Source organism: Niveispirillum sp. GW835-FHT14G11 (assembly GCF_058793615.1).
Map to the genome: position 1 here is coordinate 401,336 of NZ_JBXAFZ010000003.1, position 15,129 is coordinate 416,464.

19 protein-coding genes and 3 tRNA genes are annotated in these 15,129 nt (G+C 63.9%); 8 read left to right on the top strand and 14 right to left on the bottom strand.

All coding sequences use genetic code 11. The annotated features are described in order from the left end of the window. The 8 genes from AC1Q7F_RS08220 to AC1Q7F_RS08255 form a co-directional block, all read right to left on the bottom strand. A tRNA-Asp gene (locus tag AC1Q7F_RS08220) sits at positions 1 to 77 on the bottom strand. A gap of 49 nt (positions 78 to 126) precedes the next feature. Then, positions 127 to 203: transfer RNA gene (locus AC1Q7F_RS08225), tRNA-Asp, on the bottom strand. Between the two features lie 200 nt (positions 204 to 403). Then, a complete protein-coding gene (locus tag AC1Q7F_RS08230) occupies positions 404 to 628 on the bottom strand; it encodes a hypothetical protein (RefSeq protein ID WP_492505604.1) in 225 nt (74 codons plus the stop codon). Between the two features lie 112 nt (positions 629 to 740). Continuing rightward, positions 741 to 815: transfer RNA gene (locus tag AC1Q7F_RS08235), tRNA-Val, on the bottom strand. A 209-nt stretch (positions 816 to 1,024) separates the two neighbouring features. Continuing rightward, entirely contained in the window at positions 1,025 to 1,297 is a 273-nt protein-coding gene (locus AC1Q7F_RS08240; protein WP_094456833.1) for an HU family DNA-binding protein, read from the bottom strand. 141 nt (positions 1,298 to 1,438) lie between these two features. Continuing rightward, positions 1,439 to 3,847: an endopeptidase La gene (lon, locus tag AC1Q7F_RS08245; RefSeq protein WP_492505606.1), complete on the bottom strand. Its 2,409-nt coding sequence runs from the start codon at positions 3,845 to 3,847 to the stop codon at positions 1,439 to 1,441. A gap of 325 nt (positions 3,848 to 4,172) precedes the next feature. Then, complete coding sequence (locus AC1Q7F_RS08250) at positions 4,173 to 4,397, bottom strand: hypothetical protein (protein WP_492505608.1); 225 nt, start codon at positions 4,395 to 4,397, stop codon at positions 4,173 to 4,175. Between the two features lie 94 nt (positions 4,398 to 4,491). After that, positions 4,492 to 4,956: a GNAT family N-acetyltransferase gene (locus AC1Q7F_RS08255; RefSeq protein ID WP_492505610.1), complete on the bottom strand. Its 465-nt coding sequence runs from the start codon at positions 4,954 to 4,956 to the stop codon at positions 4,492 to 4,494. 101 nt (positions 4,957 to 5,057) lie between these two features. Here AC1Q7F_RS08255 and AC1Q7F_RS08260 point away from each other — a divergent pair, with 101 nt between their 5' ends. Continuing rightward, positions 5,058 to 5,300, top strand: coding sequence for a type II toxin-antitoxin system Phd/YefM family antitoxin (locus AC1Q7F_RS08260; RefSeq protein ID WP_492505612.1), 243 nt, complete (start codon positions 5,058 to 5,060; stop codon positions 5,298 to 5,300). After that, positions 5,297 to 5,710 carry a type II toxin-antitoxin system VapC family toxin gene (locus tag AC1Q7F_RS08265; RefSeq protein ID WP_492505614.1) on the top strand — a complete coding sequence of 138 codons (414 nt, stop codon included), beginning with the start codon at positions 5,297 to 5,299 and terminating at the stop codon, positions 5,708 to 5,710. Before AC1Q7F_RS08260 ends, AC1Q7F_RS08265 begins: the two co-directional genes overlap by 4 nt. On the opposite strand, the gene purN is transcribed toward AC1Q7F_RS08265, so the two are convergent. Then, a complete protein-coding gene (gene purN, locus AC1Q7F_RS08270; RefSeq protein WP_492505616.1) occupies positions 5,707 to 6,351 on the bottom strand; it encodes a phosphoribosylglycinamide formyltransferase in 645 nt (214 codons plus the stop codon). The genes AC1Q7F_RS08265 and purN overlap by 4 nt on opposite strands. After that, positions 6,348 to 7,406, bottom strand: a complete 1,059-nt coding sequence (gene purM, locus AC1Q7F_RS08275; protein WP_492505618.1) for a phosphoribosylformylglycinamidine cyclo-ligase — start codon at positions 7,404 to 7,406, stop codon at positions 6,348 to 6,350. The genes purN and purM overlap by 4 nt, the downstream gene beginning before the upstream one ends. 110 nt (positions 7,407 to 7,516) lie before the next feature. Here purM and AC1Q7F_RS08280 point away from each other — a divergent pair, with 110 nt between their 5' ends. The 4 genes from AC1Q7F_RS08280 (at position 7,517) to AC1Q7F_RS08295 (ending at position 11,237) form a co-directional block, all read left to right on the top strand. Continuing rightward, positions 7,517 to 8,638, top strand: coding sequence for a hypothetical protein (locus AC1Q7F_RS08280; RefSeq protein ID WP_492505620.1), 1,122 nt, complete (start codon positions 7,517 to 7,519; stop codon positions 8,636 to 8,638). A gap of 91 nt (positions 8,639 to 8,729) precedes the next feature. Then, positions 8,730 to 9,353 (top strand): CDP-alcohol phosphatidyltransferase family protein, encoded by a 624-nt coding sequence (locus AC1Q7F_RS08285; protein WP_492505622.1) that lies wholly within the window; start codon positions 8,730 to 8,732, stop codon positions 9,351 to 9,353. Further along, entirely contained in the window at positions 9,350 to 10,516 is a 1,167-nt protein-coding gene (locus tag AC1Q7F_RS08290) for an AI-2E family transporter (RefSeq protein WP_492505624.1), read from the top strand. Before AC1Q7F_RS08285 ends, AC1Q7F_RS08290 begins: the two co-directional genes overlap by 4 nt. Positions 10,517 to 10,547: 31 nt before the next feature. After that, positions 10,548 to 11,237 (top strand): HdaA/DnaA family protein, encoded by a 690-nt coding sequence (locus AC1Q7F_RS08295; protein WP_492505626.1) that lies wholly within the window; start codon positions 10,548 to 10,550, stop codon positions 11,235 to 11,237. On the opposite strand, the gene AC1Q7F_RS08300 is transcribed toward AC1Q7F_RS08295, so the two are convergent. Beyond that, positions 11,234 to 11,773, bottom strand: a complete 540-nt coding sequence (locus AC1Q7F_RS08300; protein ID WP_492505628.1) for a DinB family protein — start codon at positions 11,771 to 11,773, stop codon at positions 11,234 to 11,236. The genes AC1Q7F_RS08295 and AC1Q7F_RS08300 overlap by 4 nt on opposite strands. 89 nt (positions 11,774 to 11,862) lie before the next feature. On the opposite strand from AC1Q7F_RS08300, the gene AC1Q7F_RS08305 reads away from it, so the two are divergent. Continuing rightward, a complete protein-coding gene (locus AC1Q7F_RS08305; protein ID WP_492505629.1) occupies positions 11,863 to 12,327 on the top strand; it encodes a peroxiredoxin in 465 nt (154 codons plus the stop codon). A gap of 18 nt (positions 12,328 to 12,345) precedes the next feature. On the opposite strand, the gene AC1Q7F_RS08310 is transcribed toward AC1Q7F_RS08305, so the two are convergent. The 3 genes from AC1Q7F_RS08310 to AC1Q7F_RS08320 form a co-directional block, all read right to left on the bottom strand. Beyond that, positions 12,346 to 13,179, bottom strand: a complete 834-nt coding sequence (locus AC1Q7F_RS08310) for a DUF5694 domain-containing protein (protein WP_492505631.1) — start codon at positions 13,177 to 13,179, stop codon at positions 12,346 to 12,348. Positions 13,180 to 13,276: 97 nt separating this feature from the next. Beyond that, positions 13,277 to 13,915, bottom strand: a complete 639-nt coding sequence (parA, locus tag AC1Q7F_RS08315; RefSeq protein WP_492505633.1) for a ParA family partition ATPase — start codon at positions 13,913 to 13,915, stop codon at positions 13,277 to 13,279. A 98-nt stretch (positions 13,916 to 14,013) separates the two neighbouring features. Further along, positions 14,014 to 14,613, bottom strand: coding sequence for an HNH endonuclease (locus AC1Q7F_RS08320; protein WP_492505635.1), 600 nt, complete (start codon positions 14,611 to 14,613; stop codon positions 14,014 to 14,016). Between the two features lie 63 nt (positions 14,614 to 14,676). Here AC1Q7F_RS08320 and AC1Q7F_RS08325 point away from each other — a divergent pair, with 63 nt between their 5' ends. Next, entirely contained in the window at positions 14,677 to 15,099 is a 423-nt protein-coding gene (locus AC1Q7F_RS08325; protein WP_492505637.1) for a VOC family protein, read from the top strand. Positions 15,100 to 15,129: the final 30 nt, after the last annotated feature.

The window sequence follows — 15,129 nt, forward strand, 5'->3', positions numbered from 1 at the left end:
TGGCGCGAGTGACGGGACTTGAACCCGCGGCCTCCGGCGTGACAGGCCGGCGCTCTAACCAACTGAGCTACACCCGCTTAAGCCAACGGCGCACTTGTCAGGGCGCACCTGGAACCTCAAGGAAAGTGGCGCGAGTGACGGGACTTGAACCCGCGGCCTCCGGCGTGACAGGCCGGCGCTCTAACCAACTGAGCTACACCCGCAAACTTTCCCAACAGCGTCGCGACCGTTTCCAGCCCCGCCGCCGCTGAGGTGGGCGGGTGTATATTCGACCCCGCACCCCTTGTCAAACATGAAATCACCCCTGGTTGGGCGGGTCAGGCCAGCCTGTCCACCACAAGCAGATGGACGTATCCGCCCAACCGCCAAGGACGGTGATCAGCATCTGAGGGCTGTCTATAATTCAGGTGCCGTTGGCCTGGCGCAGCGCCAGCAGGCGGTCCAGGGCCTCGTCCAGTGCCGCCGGCGGATCACGCTTCTCCACCGCGTCGGGGCCGCCATAACGACTCAGCGCCAGTTCCAGCGCCCGCCAAAGCTGCTCGGCAATTTCCAATTCCTGTTGGTCGATGGCCAGTTCCAATGCGGCCAGGATGCGGTCGCCCAGGCGACGATCAGTGGAATCGGTCACGAAGCGCCTTCCCCATCCAGCGGCCGTCAGAACCGGCCCGGGCGCATCATACCCTGTCCCATTGCCGCGCAACAGGTGGATCATCCGAACTGGGTATGGAGATTGGGGAGGATGGTGGGCGGTGAGGGGATCGAACCCCCGACCTGCGGTGTGTAAAACCGATGCTCTACCGCTGAGCTAACCGCCCACGTCATCCGTGGCGGGACAATAGCGACGCGAACGGCGGGGTCAACAGCGAAGTTGGCGAGGCTGCCCTTGTCGCGTGGAAGAGCCATTACAATCCGCGGCCAGCGGCCCCAGGCCCCAAAACAGAAAAACGGGCGCGCCTTGCGGCCGCCCGTTTTATCCGCTGTCAGTCGGCCCGGCCTATTGCCGGGGGTCCCTAACGGTCGTCGCTCAGTTCAGCGCGTCCTTCAGGCCCTTGCCGGGCTTGAACTTCGGCTGCTTGCTGGCAGCGATGGAAATCTTCTCACCGGTACGGGGGTTACGACCCTCGGAAGCGGCGCGCTCGGCCACCGCGAAGGTGCCGAAACCGACCAGCCGCACTTCGTCGCCCTTCTGCAGCGCGCCGGTGATCCCATCGAAGACCGCATCCACGGCCTTATTCGCGTCCGCCTTGGACAAACCAGCCGCTTCGGCGACCACGGCAACGAGATCGTTCTTGTTCACTTAAGGCCCCCCTCATCAAGAGAGTAACGGTTGCACATGCCCGAAAAAAATTCCCAGGCATTCAGGATAGGTTCCGCCGCCAACACAAGGATTTGTGCGGGTGGCGGCGGGAACCCAATTCACACGATTTCCCGACGCACTTCAATGCCGAATCACGCCGTCACGGTCCTCATCCCCAGCTTTTCCGGGCACCTGGGCCACTTCTTCGGGCTCGGACCACTCAATTCCGACCGGAGCGGTGACCAGGGCATGGGCGATAACCTCATCTACGGTTGAAACCGGGGTGATGGTCAGGCCCTTTTTGACGTTATCCGGGATTTCGGCCAGGTCCTTCTCATTGTCCTTGGGAATCAGCACGCGCTTGATTCCCGCCCGCAATGCCGCCAGCAGCTTCTCCTTCAGGCCGCCGATGGGCAGAACCTTGCCGCGCAGGGTGATCTCGCCGGTCATCGCAATGTCCTTCGCGACGGGGATTCCCGTCAGGACGGATACGATGGTGGTGATCATGGCCACGCCGGCCGACGGGCCATCCTTCGGGGTCGCCCCCTCCGGCACGTGGACATGGATATCCCGCTTTTCGAACAGGGTCGGCTTGATGCCGAACTTCAGCGCATTGGCCTTCACATAGGATTCGGCGGCCTGCACCGATTCCTTCATGACGTCGCCCAGCTTGCCGGTGGTCTGGATGCGGCCCTTGCCGCGCAGCATCACCGCCTCGATGGTCAGGATCTCCCCGCCCACCTCGGTCCAGGCCAGACCGGTGGTCGCACCGACCTGATCCTCCAGCTCGGCCTCACCGAATCGGAAGCGCTTCACACCGGCGAACTTTTCCAGGTTCTTGGGCGTGACCTTCACCTTCTCCAGACCCTTCATCAGGATCTCTTTGATGGCCTTGCGCGCCAGATTGGCGATCTCACGCTCCAGGGAACGCACGCCGGCTTCCCGCGTGTAATAGCGGATCACATCGCGCAGGGCGTCGTCGGTGATGGTGAACTCACCCGGCTTCAGCCCATGGTCGGTCACCTGCTTGTCGATCAGGTGGCGCTTGGCGATCTCCACCTTCTCATCCTCGGTGTAGCCGGCCAGACGGATGATCTCCATACGGTCCAGCAGCGGCTGCGGCATGCGCAGCGAATTGGCCGTGCAGACGAACATCACGTCCGACAGGTCGTAATCGACCTCCAGATAATGGTCGCTGAAGGTCGCATTCTGCTCCGGGTCCAGCACTTCCAGCAGGGCCGAGGACGGGTCGCCGCGCCAGTCGGCGCCCAGCTTGTCGATCTCATCCAGCAGGAACAGCGGGTTGGAGGTCTTGGCCTTCTTCATGCCCTGGATGACCTTGCCGGGCATGGAGCCGATATAGGTGCGGCGGTGACCGCGCACCTCGGCCTCATCCCGCACGCCGCCCAGCGACATGCGCACGAAATTGCGGCCGGTGGCCTTGGCGATCGACTTGCCCAGCGAGGTCTTGCCCACGCCCGGCGGGCCGACGAGGCAGAGGATCGGGCCCTTGACCTTATCCATGCGCTGCTGCACCGCCAGATATTCAAGGATACGCTCCTTGACCTTCTCCAGACCGTGATGGTCGGCATTCAGGATGGTTTCCGCACCCTTGATGTCCTTCTTGACCTTGCTGCGCTTCTTCCAGGGAATGGACAGCATCCAGTCCAGATAGTTGCGCACGACGGTCGCCTCGGCGCTCATCGGGCTCATGGTGCGCAGCTTCTTGACCTCGGCCTGGGCCTTTTCGCGGGCTTCCTTGCTGAACTTGGTCTTGGCGATCTTCTCCTCGATCTCCGCCACCTCGTCCTTGCCGTCCTCGCCCTCGCCCAATTCCTTCTGAATGGCCTTCATCTGCTCATTCAGATAATACTCGCGCTGGGTCTTTTCCATCTGGCGCTTCACGCGGTTGCGGATGCGCTTTTCCACCTGCAAAACGCCGATCTCGCCTTCCATGAAGGCATAGACCCGCTCCAGCCGCTCGGCCACCGTCGGGGTCTCCAGCAACTGCTGCTTCTCGGGGATCTTGAGCTGGAGATGGCTGGCGATGGTGTCGGCCAGCTTGCCCGGCTCCTCGATCTGGTTGATGGAAACCAGGACCTCGGGCGGGATCTTCTTGTTCAGCTTGATATATTGCTCGAACTGCGACACGGCGGCGCGGCTCAGGGCCTCAAGCTCCTGCTGCTCGCCCACCTTCTCGTCGATCAGTTCGGCATAGGCCTGGAAGAACTCCTCATTGTCGCCGAACTTGGTGATGGCGGCGCGCTTGCCGCCCTCCACCAGCACCTTGACGGTGCCGTCGGGCAGCTTGAGGAGCTGCAGAACCGTGCCGATGGTGCCGACGGAGAAGATGTCGGCGGGGGTCGGATCATCCTGGGAAGCGTTCTTCTGGGTGACGAGCAGGATCTGCTTGTCATCCTTCATCACATCCTCCAGCGCGCGGACGGATTTCTCACGGCCGACGAACAGCGGGACGATCATGTGCGGGAAGACGACGATGTCTCTCAGCGGAAGGACCGGGTAGAGAACACCGCGAGGGATGTCCAACATCTTTTGTCAGCCTTCTATATCCATGCCGCCAGCCCCGATGGGCCTGGACAGGCCGCCCGCCCCAATTGGGCACGGAAGAAACGGCCCTGACGGCGTCAGGCGTTAACGTGGCACACCAAAACACCCCCTTCAAGGGCTTGAACCCGTCCAAAGGCGTACTACCGGCATGTCACAGACGGAAAAAGGCCGCCTAGCGATGCTGGCGGCCCTTTCAACATCGTAAAGCTTGTGCAATCCAGGACCGCCGACCGACGCTCCTGCCCCCATGATGGCGTGCGCCAAGTCGCCGGAGGCGGCGCCCGCGACTTGAGGGAAGAATGTCCCGTCAGACCTTGCCCAGCAAGGCGGCGATGGTCAGCACCACATAGCCCAGCACCATGAACAGCATGGCATAGCCCCAGCCGATGAAGAAATGCAGCAGCATCATCAGCAGGAACAGGATCACGGCAATGATGCCGATCGTGGTGAAGCGGGTGAAGGCGTGCCAGCCTTCGGCATGCTCTTTCACCAGCTTGTCGCTGACCACCACGGGTCCATGATTGCCGGCCATTTTCTTCTCCTCAGAACAAGGCGATGGAAATCTTGCGCGATTGTGTAAGGGTTGGTGGGGCGGTTGACAAGGGGCTCTCGAACAGTTGGGGGTGCTACCGAATGTCCTTCACCAGCCGCAGCGTCTCCTCCCCGTATCCCTGCCTTGCATAGAAGGCACGGCCGCGCGCATTGCTGGCAAACACGTCGAGCGACAGGGAGGCGTAGCCCTGCCGCTTCGCCCAGTCCTCCACCGCCGCCATCAGAGTGCCTGCCACCCCCTGCCCTTCCGCCGCCTCCGTCACCGCCAGCAGCGGGATATAGGCGGCCAAGATGTCGGTGAAGATGTCGAGCATGGGTTCGGCATGGATGAAGCCAAGCGGCGTTCCGGCCGCGTCCTGCGCGACAAGGGTGACGGCGCCGGGCTTGGGCGCCTCCAGCGTCTCATGCATGAAACTGCGCTGGAACCGCATCACCTCGTCGGCACTGCGCCAGGGCAGGTCGGCAACACCGGCGAGCCGCGGGGCGAGGCCGTGGATGAAGGGGAGATCGGCGGAGGTCGCGGTGCGGATATGGGGCATGATGAATGCAGGCACCTGTTCCATGAGCGGGGCAACATGCCTTGTAGGCGATATCAGCCAGGAGTAATCTACTATTTGATCAAAGGTGAGGAGGCCATGAAATGCGGGAGATCGCTGCCACAGAGGCGATGAATACGCTGGGCAATCTGCTGGACCTTGTCGAGCAGGGTGAGGAAATCACTATAACGCGGCAGGGGCGCCCGGTCGCCAAGCTGGTGCGCGCCCAGAGACCATACGATCCCAAACGCGCTCTCGCAGCCGTTGAAGAAATGAAGGAATTGCGCAAGGGCGCCCGGCTTGACGGCCTCAGCATCAAGGAATTGATCGAAGAGGGCCGCCGTTGAGCCTTATCCTCGACTGCTCAGTCGCATTGGCCTGGTGCTTCGAGGACGAAGCCAGCGTGGCGGTGGAGACCGTAATGCGGCAGGTTCTGCATGACGGTGCCCATGTAACCGGCATCTGGCACCTTGAAGTCGCGAACGGCCTTATGATGGGCATCCGACGCGGGCGATATGATGATTTCCGACGAAATCGTTCACTACAGCTGCTGTCGGAACTGGACATCAGGGTCGATCAGGACACCAGTTATAATGCCTGGGGTGTAACAATGGCCCTGGCTGAGCAGTATCGCTTGACGCTTTATGACGCAAGCTATCTGGAACTGGCGCTGCGGCAGGAAATGCCCCTGGCCAGTCTGGACAAGGACCTCCACAGCGCCGCACAGGCCCTGGCAATACCCGTGTTGGGCCTTTAAGCCACCGGTCCGATCACCGCAGCCGCCAGCCCGGCACCCCGCACCGCCACGCGGTTGCCCTCCACCGCCGTCCGACCCTCGGCGATCAGCCGCACGGCCAACGGATAGGCGCGGTGCTCCTGCTCCAGCACGCGGGCAGCCAGACTGTCGGGCGTGTCATCATCGGCCACGGGCACGGCGGCCTGGACGATGATCGGGCCGGTATCCATCTCCACCCGCACATAATGCACGGTACAGCCATGGAAGCGCACGCCGGCTTCGATCGCCCTGGCATGGGTATCCAGGCCGGGGAAGGCGGGCAGCAGCGAGGGGTGAATATTGATCAGCCGGTCGCGCCAGCAATCCACGAAGAAGGGCGACAGCAGGCGCATATAGCCGGCCAGACAGACCAGACCGACGCCGGCCTCCGTCAAGGCCGCCGTAACCGCCGCCTCATGGGCCGGCTTGTCGGCATAATCCTTGGGCCGGATGACCTCGGTGGCGATGCCGGCGGCCCGCGCCCGTTCCAGGCCGGGGGCGTCGGGCTTGTTGGAGATGACGAGTGCCACCTCCGCCGGAAAGCTTGGGTCCTTGGCGGCGTCGATCAAAGCCTGGAGGTTGCTGCCCCGGCCGGAGATCAGGACGCCCAGGCGCAACCTCACGACCAGCGCTCCAACGCGCTGATGACGACGCGGTGACCGTCGCCGGTGCGCGGCACGACGGTGCCGATGCGCTTCACGGTCTCGCCACCGTCGGCCAGGATGCGGGCGGCCTCGTCGACCTTGTCGGCCGGGACGACGACGACCATGCCGATGCCGCAATTGAAGGTGCGGGCCATTTCCGCCGCCTCGACATTGCCGGTCTTCATCAGCCAGCCGAATACCGGCGGCAGGTCCCAGCTGGCGGCGTCCAGGTCAACGCCCAGGCCATCGGGCAGGACGCGTGGAATATTCTCGATCAACCCGCCACCGGTGATATGGGCCAGGGCATTGACCGTGCCGGCGCGCACGGCGGCCAGCACCGACTTCACATAGATGCGGGTCGGCGTCAGCAGCGCGTCGCCCAGCGAGCGCGACGCATCCCAGGGGCAGGCGCTGTCATAGGTCAGGCCCGACACGCCCACCAGCTTGCGCACCAGCGAATAGCCGTTGGAATGTACGCCTGACGAGGCTAGGCCCAGCACCACGTCGCCGGCCGCCACCTTGTCGCCCACCAGCACCTGGGAACGTTCCACCGCACCGACGGAGAAGCCGGCCAGATCATAATCGCCGGCGGCATACATGCCCGGCATCTCTGCCGTCTCCCCGCCGACCAGGGCGCAGCCGGCCTGACGGCAGCCCTCGGCGATGCCGGCAACGATGGCGCGGCCGGCGGCCACGTCCAGCTTGCCCGTGGCGTAATAATCCAGGAACAGCAACGGTTCCGCCCCCTGCACCACCAGATCGTTCACGCACATGGCGACCAGATCGATGCCGACCGTGTCATGCTTATTGGCGTCGATGGCCACCTTCAGCTTGGTGCCGACACCGTCGGTGGTGGAAACCAGCAGCGGATCCTGGAACCCGGCCGCCCGCAGATCGAACAGCGCACCGAAACCGCCCAGCCCGGCGTCGGAGCCGGAACGGGCCGTGGACTTGGCCAAGGGCTTGATGGCATCGACCAGCGCGTTGCCCGCGTCGATATCGACACCCGCATCCCGGTAGGAATAGCTGCTCATGCCCTGGTCCTCGCTGCTGGCGTAAGGGAGCCGGGGTGCGGTAGAAAGCGTTATACGGTCGCCGCCCCCCGGATTTGGCGCCGAACATAGCAATATCGGAACTCAAGGCAATGCCGGTCATCCGCACCCCCGCCCTGCGCAAAAGCCTGTCCGCTGCCCTGGTCGCGGCGGCCCTCGCCCTGCCCGCTTCCGGCCAGGGGGTGGACGACCTGTTCACCATCCGCGACGTGGGTGTCGACATCTCGTCCGGCAATGCCAATGTCGCCCGCGACCAGGGCGTGCGCGAGGCGCAGCGCAAGGCCTTCGACCTGCTGTTCGACCGGCTGACCGTCGATGGCGCCCGCACCGCCCTGCCGCCCGTGGCGTCCGACACGATCGAGCGCATGGTGCAGAGCTTCGAAATCCAGGAGGAGCGGACCTCGGCCACCCGCTATGTCGGCCGGCTGGCCATCCGCTTCAACGCCGCATCGGTGCGCAATTACCTGCGCGCCAATGGGGTCTCCTATGCCGAGGTGCGGTCCAAGCCCGTGCTGGTCCTGCCCGTCGACCAGGCCGGCGGCACGCCCGTGCTGTGGCAGGCGGAGACGGGCTGGCGCCAGGCCTGGGCCGACCTGGCCCCGCAGCAGGGCGGGCTGGTACCGGTGACCGTGCCCTATGGCGAGGGGGCGGACGTGGCCGATATCGGCGTGGAACAGGCGCTGGCCAGTGATGCCGGGGCCCTGCGCCGCATCGCCGACCGGTACAAGGCTGGCGACGTGGCCGTCGTGGTGGCAACCGGCACGGCGGAAACCGGCCTGACCATCGCCGTCAGCCTGCATGCCGCCAATGGTGGTGTGGAGCATTTCACCTTGACCCAGTCGCCCCTGCCGGCCGACCCGGCGGCCGTGCCCGGGAACGCGCAGGCCAACCCCACCCTGCGCGCCGCGGTTGAAGCGGTGACACACCGGTTGGAGGAACGCTGGACCGCCGCCACCCAGATCGCGACAGGGTCAGAGACCGGTATGGTCCTGACCGTCCACTTCGCCGACCAGGCGGGATGGCAATCGGTGCGCAAGCGTCTGGCCAGCGTCAGCACCGTGACCCAGACCACGCTGACCAGCCTGTCGCGCACCAGCGCCGTGCTGGACCTGCGCCATGTCGGCGGGGTGGAACAGTTACGCATCGCCCTGGCCCAGCGCGACCTGGCACTGGAGGACGGGGTCGACGGACCGGTGCTGCGTGCAACGCGGTGAGCGGCACCGGCCTATGGCTTCCAGCCCATTGTTATCCATCCGCAATCCCTCATACTGCCCTGCCAAGTGCCATAGGCGGAGTTGAAGCCCGATGACCGCGCCCCTGTCCGAATCCCCGGCCACCGATCCCACAATGGAGCGGCTGCGCCGCATCACCATGGGCATTACCGCCGCCCGGCTGGTGGCAGCATTGCTCATCGCCTGGCTGATCTATAGCGGTTACATGACCATCGCCTTCTGGCTGTTCGTGCTGGCCGGCCTGGGCGCCCTGCTGGAAGGGCTGGCGGCGCTGGTCTTCAAGGCGCGGACAAGGCTGGGTGGGGTGCTGGACGGGTTGGCCGACCGGCTGCTGCCGATTCTCGCCCTGGCGGCCCTCACCTATAATGGCTTGCTGCCGCTGTGGGTGCTGATCCCCGTGCTGCTGCGTGAACTGGTGCTGGCGCTGGGACAGTATCTGCCGCAATCGGCCGGCAATGATCCCTGGATCCGGGAACCGCGCTGGCTGTTCCACCTGACCATCATCGCCATGGACTTGCTGGCCCTGATCATCCTGGTGTTCCAGGGCCCCGGCTTCGGCATGGACCTGTTCATCATGCCCGCCCAACTGCTGGTGGTGATCCTGTCGCTGGGCGCCATCCTGGCGGCCTATTTCAACCGGCCGAAGCCGGAAGACGCGTTCTTGAGCGACAGTGACGGCCAGGGGAAAGACGTATGATGCGCGCCAGCAACCAGTGGAAATTCTGGGTCTGGGGCCTGGTCATCTTCGTGCTTCTGTTCTGGCTGCTGCGGTCGATGCTGGCGCCCTTCGTGGTCGGCATGGCGGTCGCCTATCTGCTGGACCCCCTGGCGGACAAGTTGGAGGCGCGCGGCTGGAAGCGGTGGAGCGCCACGACGGTGGTGCTGCTGGGCTTCCTGCTGGCCGTCTTGCTGGCGCTGCTACTGCTGGCACCGCTGCTGCAGGCCCAGATCACCCGGTTGATCGAGGTGGCGCCGGAATGGATCACCTGGGCCAAGCAGGAGGTGGTGCCCACCGTGCAGCGCTGGCTGCGCCGCCTGCCCGCGTCGGAGCAGCAGCAGATCCGGGCCGCCGCCGGCAATTATGCCGGCACGGCCGTGGGCTGGACCGCGGATGTGGTGCGCAACATCCTGACCAGCAGTGTGGCCATCATCGACATCCTGTCCGTGGTGTTCATCACCCCCATCGTCGCCTTCTATCTGCTGCGCGACTGGGACCGGCTGGTGGCGACGGTTGACGGCTGGCTGCCCCGCCCGCATGTCGATACGATCCGCGAACAGGCCCGCGAGGTGGACACCACGCTGGCCGGATTCGTGCGTGGACAGGCGCTGGTCTGCCTGTTCCTGGGCGTATTCTATGCCCTGGGCCTGACGCTGGCCGGGCTGGAATTCGGGCTGGTCATCGGCCTGATCACCGGTATCCTGTCCTTCATCCCCTTCGTCGGCTCCCTGGTCGGATTCGCGGCCAGCGTCGGGCTGGCCTTGTTCCAGTTCGATGAGATGTGGCGCGTCGGCGTCATCGCCGGCATCTTCTTCCTGGGTCAGGCCATCGAGGGCAATTTCCTGACGCCCAAGCTGGTGGGCGACCGGGTGGGGCTGCATCCGGTCTGGGTGATCTTCGCCCTGATGGCCGGCGGGGCGCTGGCCGGATTCGTCGGTGTGCTGGTGGCTGTACCGGTGGCATCCATCCTCGGGGTGCTGGCGCGCTTCTGTTTGCGGCAGTATACGCAGAGCAGCTTCTACAATGGCTGCCCGCCGGTGGTGGCGACGGACCTCGACTTGCCCCCCGACCCGCTGCTATCCCATCCGGCAGCGGAGGGGGCCGAACGCGCCGGCCCCGCCGATACCCATCCTGCGCCCTGACTCTCCCGCCCCAATGAAAGGAGGGCACGTCATGACCGTTCCCTCCCGACAGATTCCGCTGGACCTTGGCCACCGCTCGGCAATGGGCGAGGATGACTTCCTGGTCGCGCCCGGCAACCAGGATGCCGTCGCCTGGCTGGATTCCTGGCCGGAATGGCCGGCACCCGCCCTGCTGCTGTTCGCCCCGCCCGGCAGCGGCAAAAGCCATCTGGCGCAGATCTGGCGCGCGCGGGCGCGGGCCAACCTGCTGTCTGTCGATGATCTGCGCGACGAGGCGGAACTGCCCGAACTGCTGCGCCCCATGCGCACCGCCGTGCTGGACGGGGCTCAGGATGTGGCTGGAGACCCCACGCTGGAACGGTCGCTGTTCCATCTCTACAATCTGGCCAAGGAGATGGGGGGATCGCTGCTGCTGCTGGCGGACAACGCGCCGATCAACTGGGTCATCCGCCTGCCCGACCTGCGCTCCCGCCTGCTGGCGGCCCCCGCCGTGGGCATGGAAGCCCCGGATGACGCGCTGCTGATGGCCGTGCTGGTCAAGCTGTTCGCCGACCGGCAGATCCGGGTGGGGGAGGATGTCATCGACTGGCTGATGACCCGCACCGAACGCAGCTTCGCCAATGCGCGGCGCGTGGTGGCCACGCTGGACCATGCCGGTCTGGCCGCCAAGAAGCCGATCACCGTGCGGTTCTGCCGGCAGGTGCTGGGCGACGGGTCCTAAACCGGAACCTTGCTGGCCCCCACCTCCAACGACCCGTCGAAGAAACCCGGCAGCACCGGCAGGTCGGTGACGCCGGGATCGACGCCCAGTTGCATCATCAGGGTCGTCGCCTGCCCGCGATGGTGGGTGGCGTGGTTGAACATATGGGTCACCGGTATCCAGGCCGGCAGGGTCCAGCGGTGCGGGTTGAACTTCGTGACATAGGTGATGGGGGCGGCCAGCCATTCCGGTGTCAGCGTTTCTGCCCATTGCGCGATATCCGCGTCGACCGCGGCCCGATCGGCCACCAGCTCATCCCAGTCGGGGCGCAGCAGGCCATCGGCCTTGGGCACCGGCAGGGCCGTGCCCCGGAACCGGCCCATCCAGATCATGTCGGCCCACAGGATATGATCCAGCGTGCCATGCAACGACTTGAAGAAGGCGCCCATGTCACGGGTGCGGTCGGCGGCGGCAATGGCGGTACAGGCCGCCATCATGCGGCTGTTCATCCAGTTGCCATAGGCGGCCATGGTGCGCACATAGTCGACGGTGATCATGCCCCACTCCCCATTGCGTCGGACGGGTTGACTATCCCACCCGGCATCCCAATCCTCATCTCCGACATTATCCGCCAAGGACACCATCCATGACCATCGCCATCGGCGCACCCGCCCCTGATTTCACCCTGCCCACCGACGGCAATGGCAGCGTCACCCTGTCCGCGCTGAAAGGCCGGGCCGTCATCATCTATTTCTATCCCAAGGACGACACCACCGGCTGCACGGCGCAGGCCTGCGGATTCGGCGAACAGCTACCGCATTTCGAGGCGGCCGACGCCACCATCATCGGCATCTCCAAGGACAGCGTCGCCAGCCATGACAAGTTCAAGGCCAAGTACCAGCTGCCCTTCATCCTGGCATCCGACAAGGACAGCGACGTCACCGAGCGCTATGAAAGCTGGGTGGAAAAGAACATGTATGGCCGCACCTATATGGGCATCGACCGTTCCACCTTCCTGATCGACAAGGACGGCATCCTGCGCGCCCTCTGGCGCAAGGTGAAGGTGAAGGGCCATGTCGAAGAGGTGCTGAAGGCGGCGCAGGCGCTTTAAGGGGGGGGGGACGCCCCCTCACTTGCGCAAATAATCGCCCGCTTCCACCAGCCTGAACCCACCCGTTTCGCTGGCGAAATGACGTAGCCAGTAATTATGGCCGGAACCATAGACCAGCAGCACGCGGTCGCCCGGCTTCACCACCTGGATCAGCTTGGCGAAGATGCGGGCGTTGCGGGCATACCAGCGAGCGTTGAGGTCCGCCCCCGGCAGGTCGCGGCCCTTGCCCAGGGCCAGCAGCCGGTAATAACCCTCGCCCATGCTCTTGATGGCGATGGGATGGTCGGGTGCGTTCAGGTCGGCCAGGATGTCGGCAACGGACCGGGTCTTCTGATCCTGTTCCAGCTGTGCCGCCCAGGCCTGGACGGGGCCGAACAGCGCGTCGATGGCGGCGGTCTTGCCATGGGCATCGGCCCATGTCTGGACCGGATCGAACGGGAAATAATCGGGCTCGCCCGCTTCCGCCACCTCATCGACGGCAAAGACCTGTTTCAAACCCAGCTTGTGGGCAAGGCGATAGGCGATCTGCACCCGCTCGTCCGGATATTTCAGAAGCGCGTCCGGCGTGAAGTCCGGATAGCGGTGGTCCAGCAGGCTGGACTGGTCCTTGGCCACCCGTTCCACCGCAATGACCGTTGGCTTGAACCGGGCCAGCCGTTCGGCCACCTGTTCCAGCTGCACCTGCTTGGCCGGCGTGGTGACCGGATCGATCTGGGCATTGACCTTGTCCTGGCCGGGATTGGCGAAATGATAGGTGCCCAGCACCATCACCTCCACCGGCGCGTCAGCAGCCGCGACCACCGGTGCCCACAGAATCGACAGCAGCGCCAATGCCCCAACAAGCTTTCGCATCGCTTCCCCCTTTTGCGCTCCGGGGAAGGCTACCAAACGGGTTAATGCCCGCCAATCATGGCAAGTGGAGACATTGGGCCACCCGCGCCCCCTCCGATCAGTCCATTGCCGCCCAGATCTCGGCGGCCAATGCCTCCAACTCCTCCACCCCCTTGGATTTCGGATCGGTTTCGGCCAGCGTCAGCCCCTCCATCAGGGAACCGGCGAATCCGATGCGGTTGCCCAGGCTTTCCGTGGCCATGGGCACTGCCAGCTCCGCTGCCCTCAAAGCCACCGCATCCACCAGCTTGCCGCGTGCCGGCACCCGGTTCATGACCAGCATCACCGGCCGCTTCTCCGCCCGCGCCAGGTCCAGGGTCGGGCGCGTGGCCCACAGGTCCATGGGGCTGGGCTGCACCGGCACCACCACCAGGGCGGCGGTGCGCACGGCAATGCGGGCGTCGGTTTCGGCGTGCGGCGGGCTGTCGATGACCACGACATCATGGGTCCTGGCCAGCCGCTCCACCTCCCGCTGCGTGCGCCAGCCGGAAATCTGGAGATGGGTGATGCCGGTATTCTCCGGCCCCAGGGTGGCCTGACGCTGCTGGTACCAGGCGGACAGGCTGCCCTGCGGGTCGATATCGACCAGGGCGGTGGATTTACCGGCCAATACCCAGGTGACGGCCAGATGGATGGCCAGCGTGGTCTTGCCCGCCCCACCCTTCTGTTGTGCGATGGTGATGACCCGCCCCGTCATGCCCGGCCCCTTGCTGTGCTCTGTTGCGTGGGCCAGTGTGCCCACATGATCAACGGGCGGCAAGCACTGGAGTGCAATGCAACAGAAAGCCTTAGCTATCACTTACCAAGAAGCCGCCTTAATTCTTGCCAATCTAGTAAGCCATTCCGATGCAGCATCCGATGACAATTTGCACATACCGGCACCAAATCGGTTAACTTTGTAACATCGCCATTGTTCATATTTGCAATTGGAATAACGTGGTGAGCCTCAATATATCCCCTTCCCGGTACTCCATAAAATTCCTCAAAATTGAAATCACACACGCAGCACGAAAATAACTTTAGTCTTCTTTTGAATATAGAAACAAGCCTGGACGACCGCTCCCTCCTAAGATGTTCCTTAAGGAATTGACGACCTTCTTCTTTTTCAAATAAATCATAATTAAATTCTTCACTCTCCTGAATATCACCTGAATCAACTAGAGCCCACACTCCTTTTCTTGCCGAAACGCCATAAACACTGCAGAATATCTCTTTTCCCTTAAAAGAAGACGATTCAACACAATAATTCTCCAATCTGCCTCTAACTATTGCGTCTAAACTTTTAGGATGCGGATCTGGGACAATTTCCTTAACCCTAGCCACGATCTGCTTGAGATGGGCCTCACCTCCGAGACTCAGTAACGCCTCTTGAATTACCGCAACACCTACTGGCATCTATTAATTCCTCCAGAATGCGTAATTAAAAATATCATTAACATACATTGAGGGAAGAAAAGCATGAGTAAATGGCCTGCTCATCTGCCCATCACCCGATTGCGGGTGGCGCGGCCCACCGACAAGATCCAGGCAGTCACCGCCTTCTATCGTGACGTGATCGGCCTGCCCGTGATCGGCGGCTGGGTCGATGATGGCAGCCATGCCGGCTATGACGGGGTGATGATCGGCCTGCCCGGCTGGGACACGCATCTGGAATTCACCCAGCACAAAGATGGCAGCCCCTGCCCCGCGCCGACGCGCGACAATCTGCTGGTGCTGTATGTGGACAGCCGGGCCGACCTGGACTCCGTCTCGGCGTCCATCCAGGCGCGCGGCGGCGTGCCGGTGGTGCCGGAGAACCCCTACTGGCTGGACCGGGCCGTGTGTTTTGAGGATCCGGACGGCTGGGGCATCGTCTTCTCGCTGAAGCCCGGCATCGCCTGACGCAGCATGGCTGTGCGCCAAAAGCCCGTG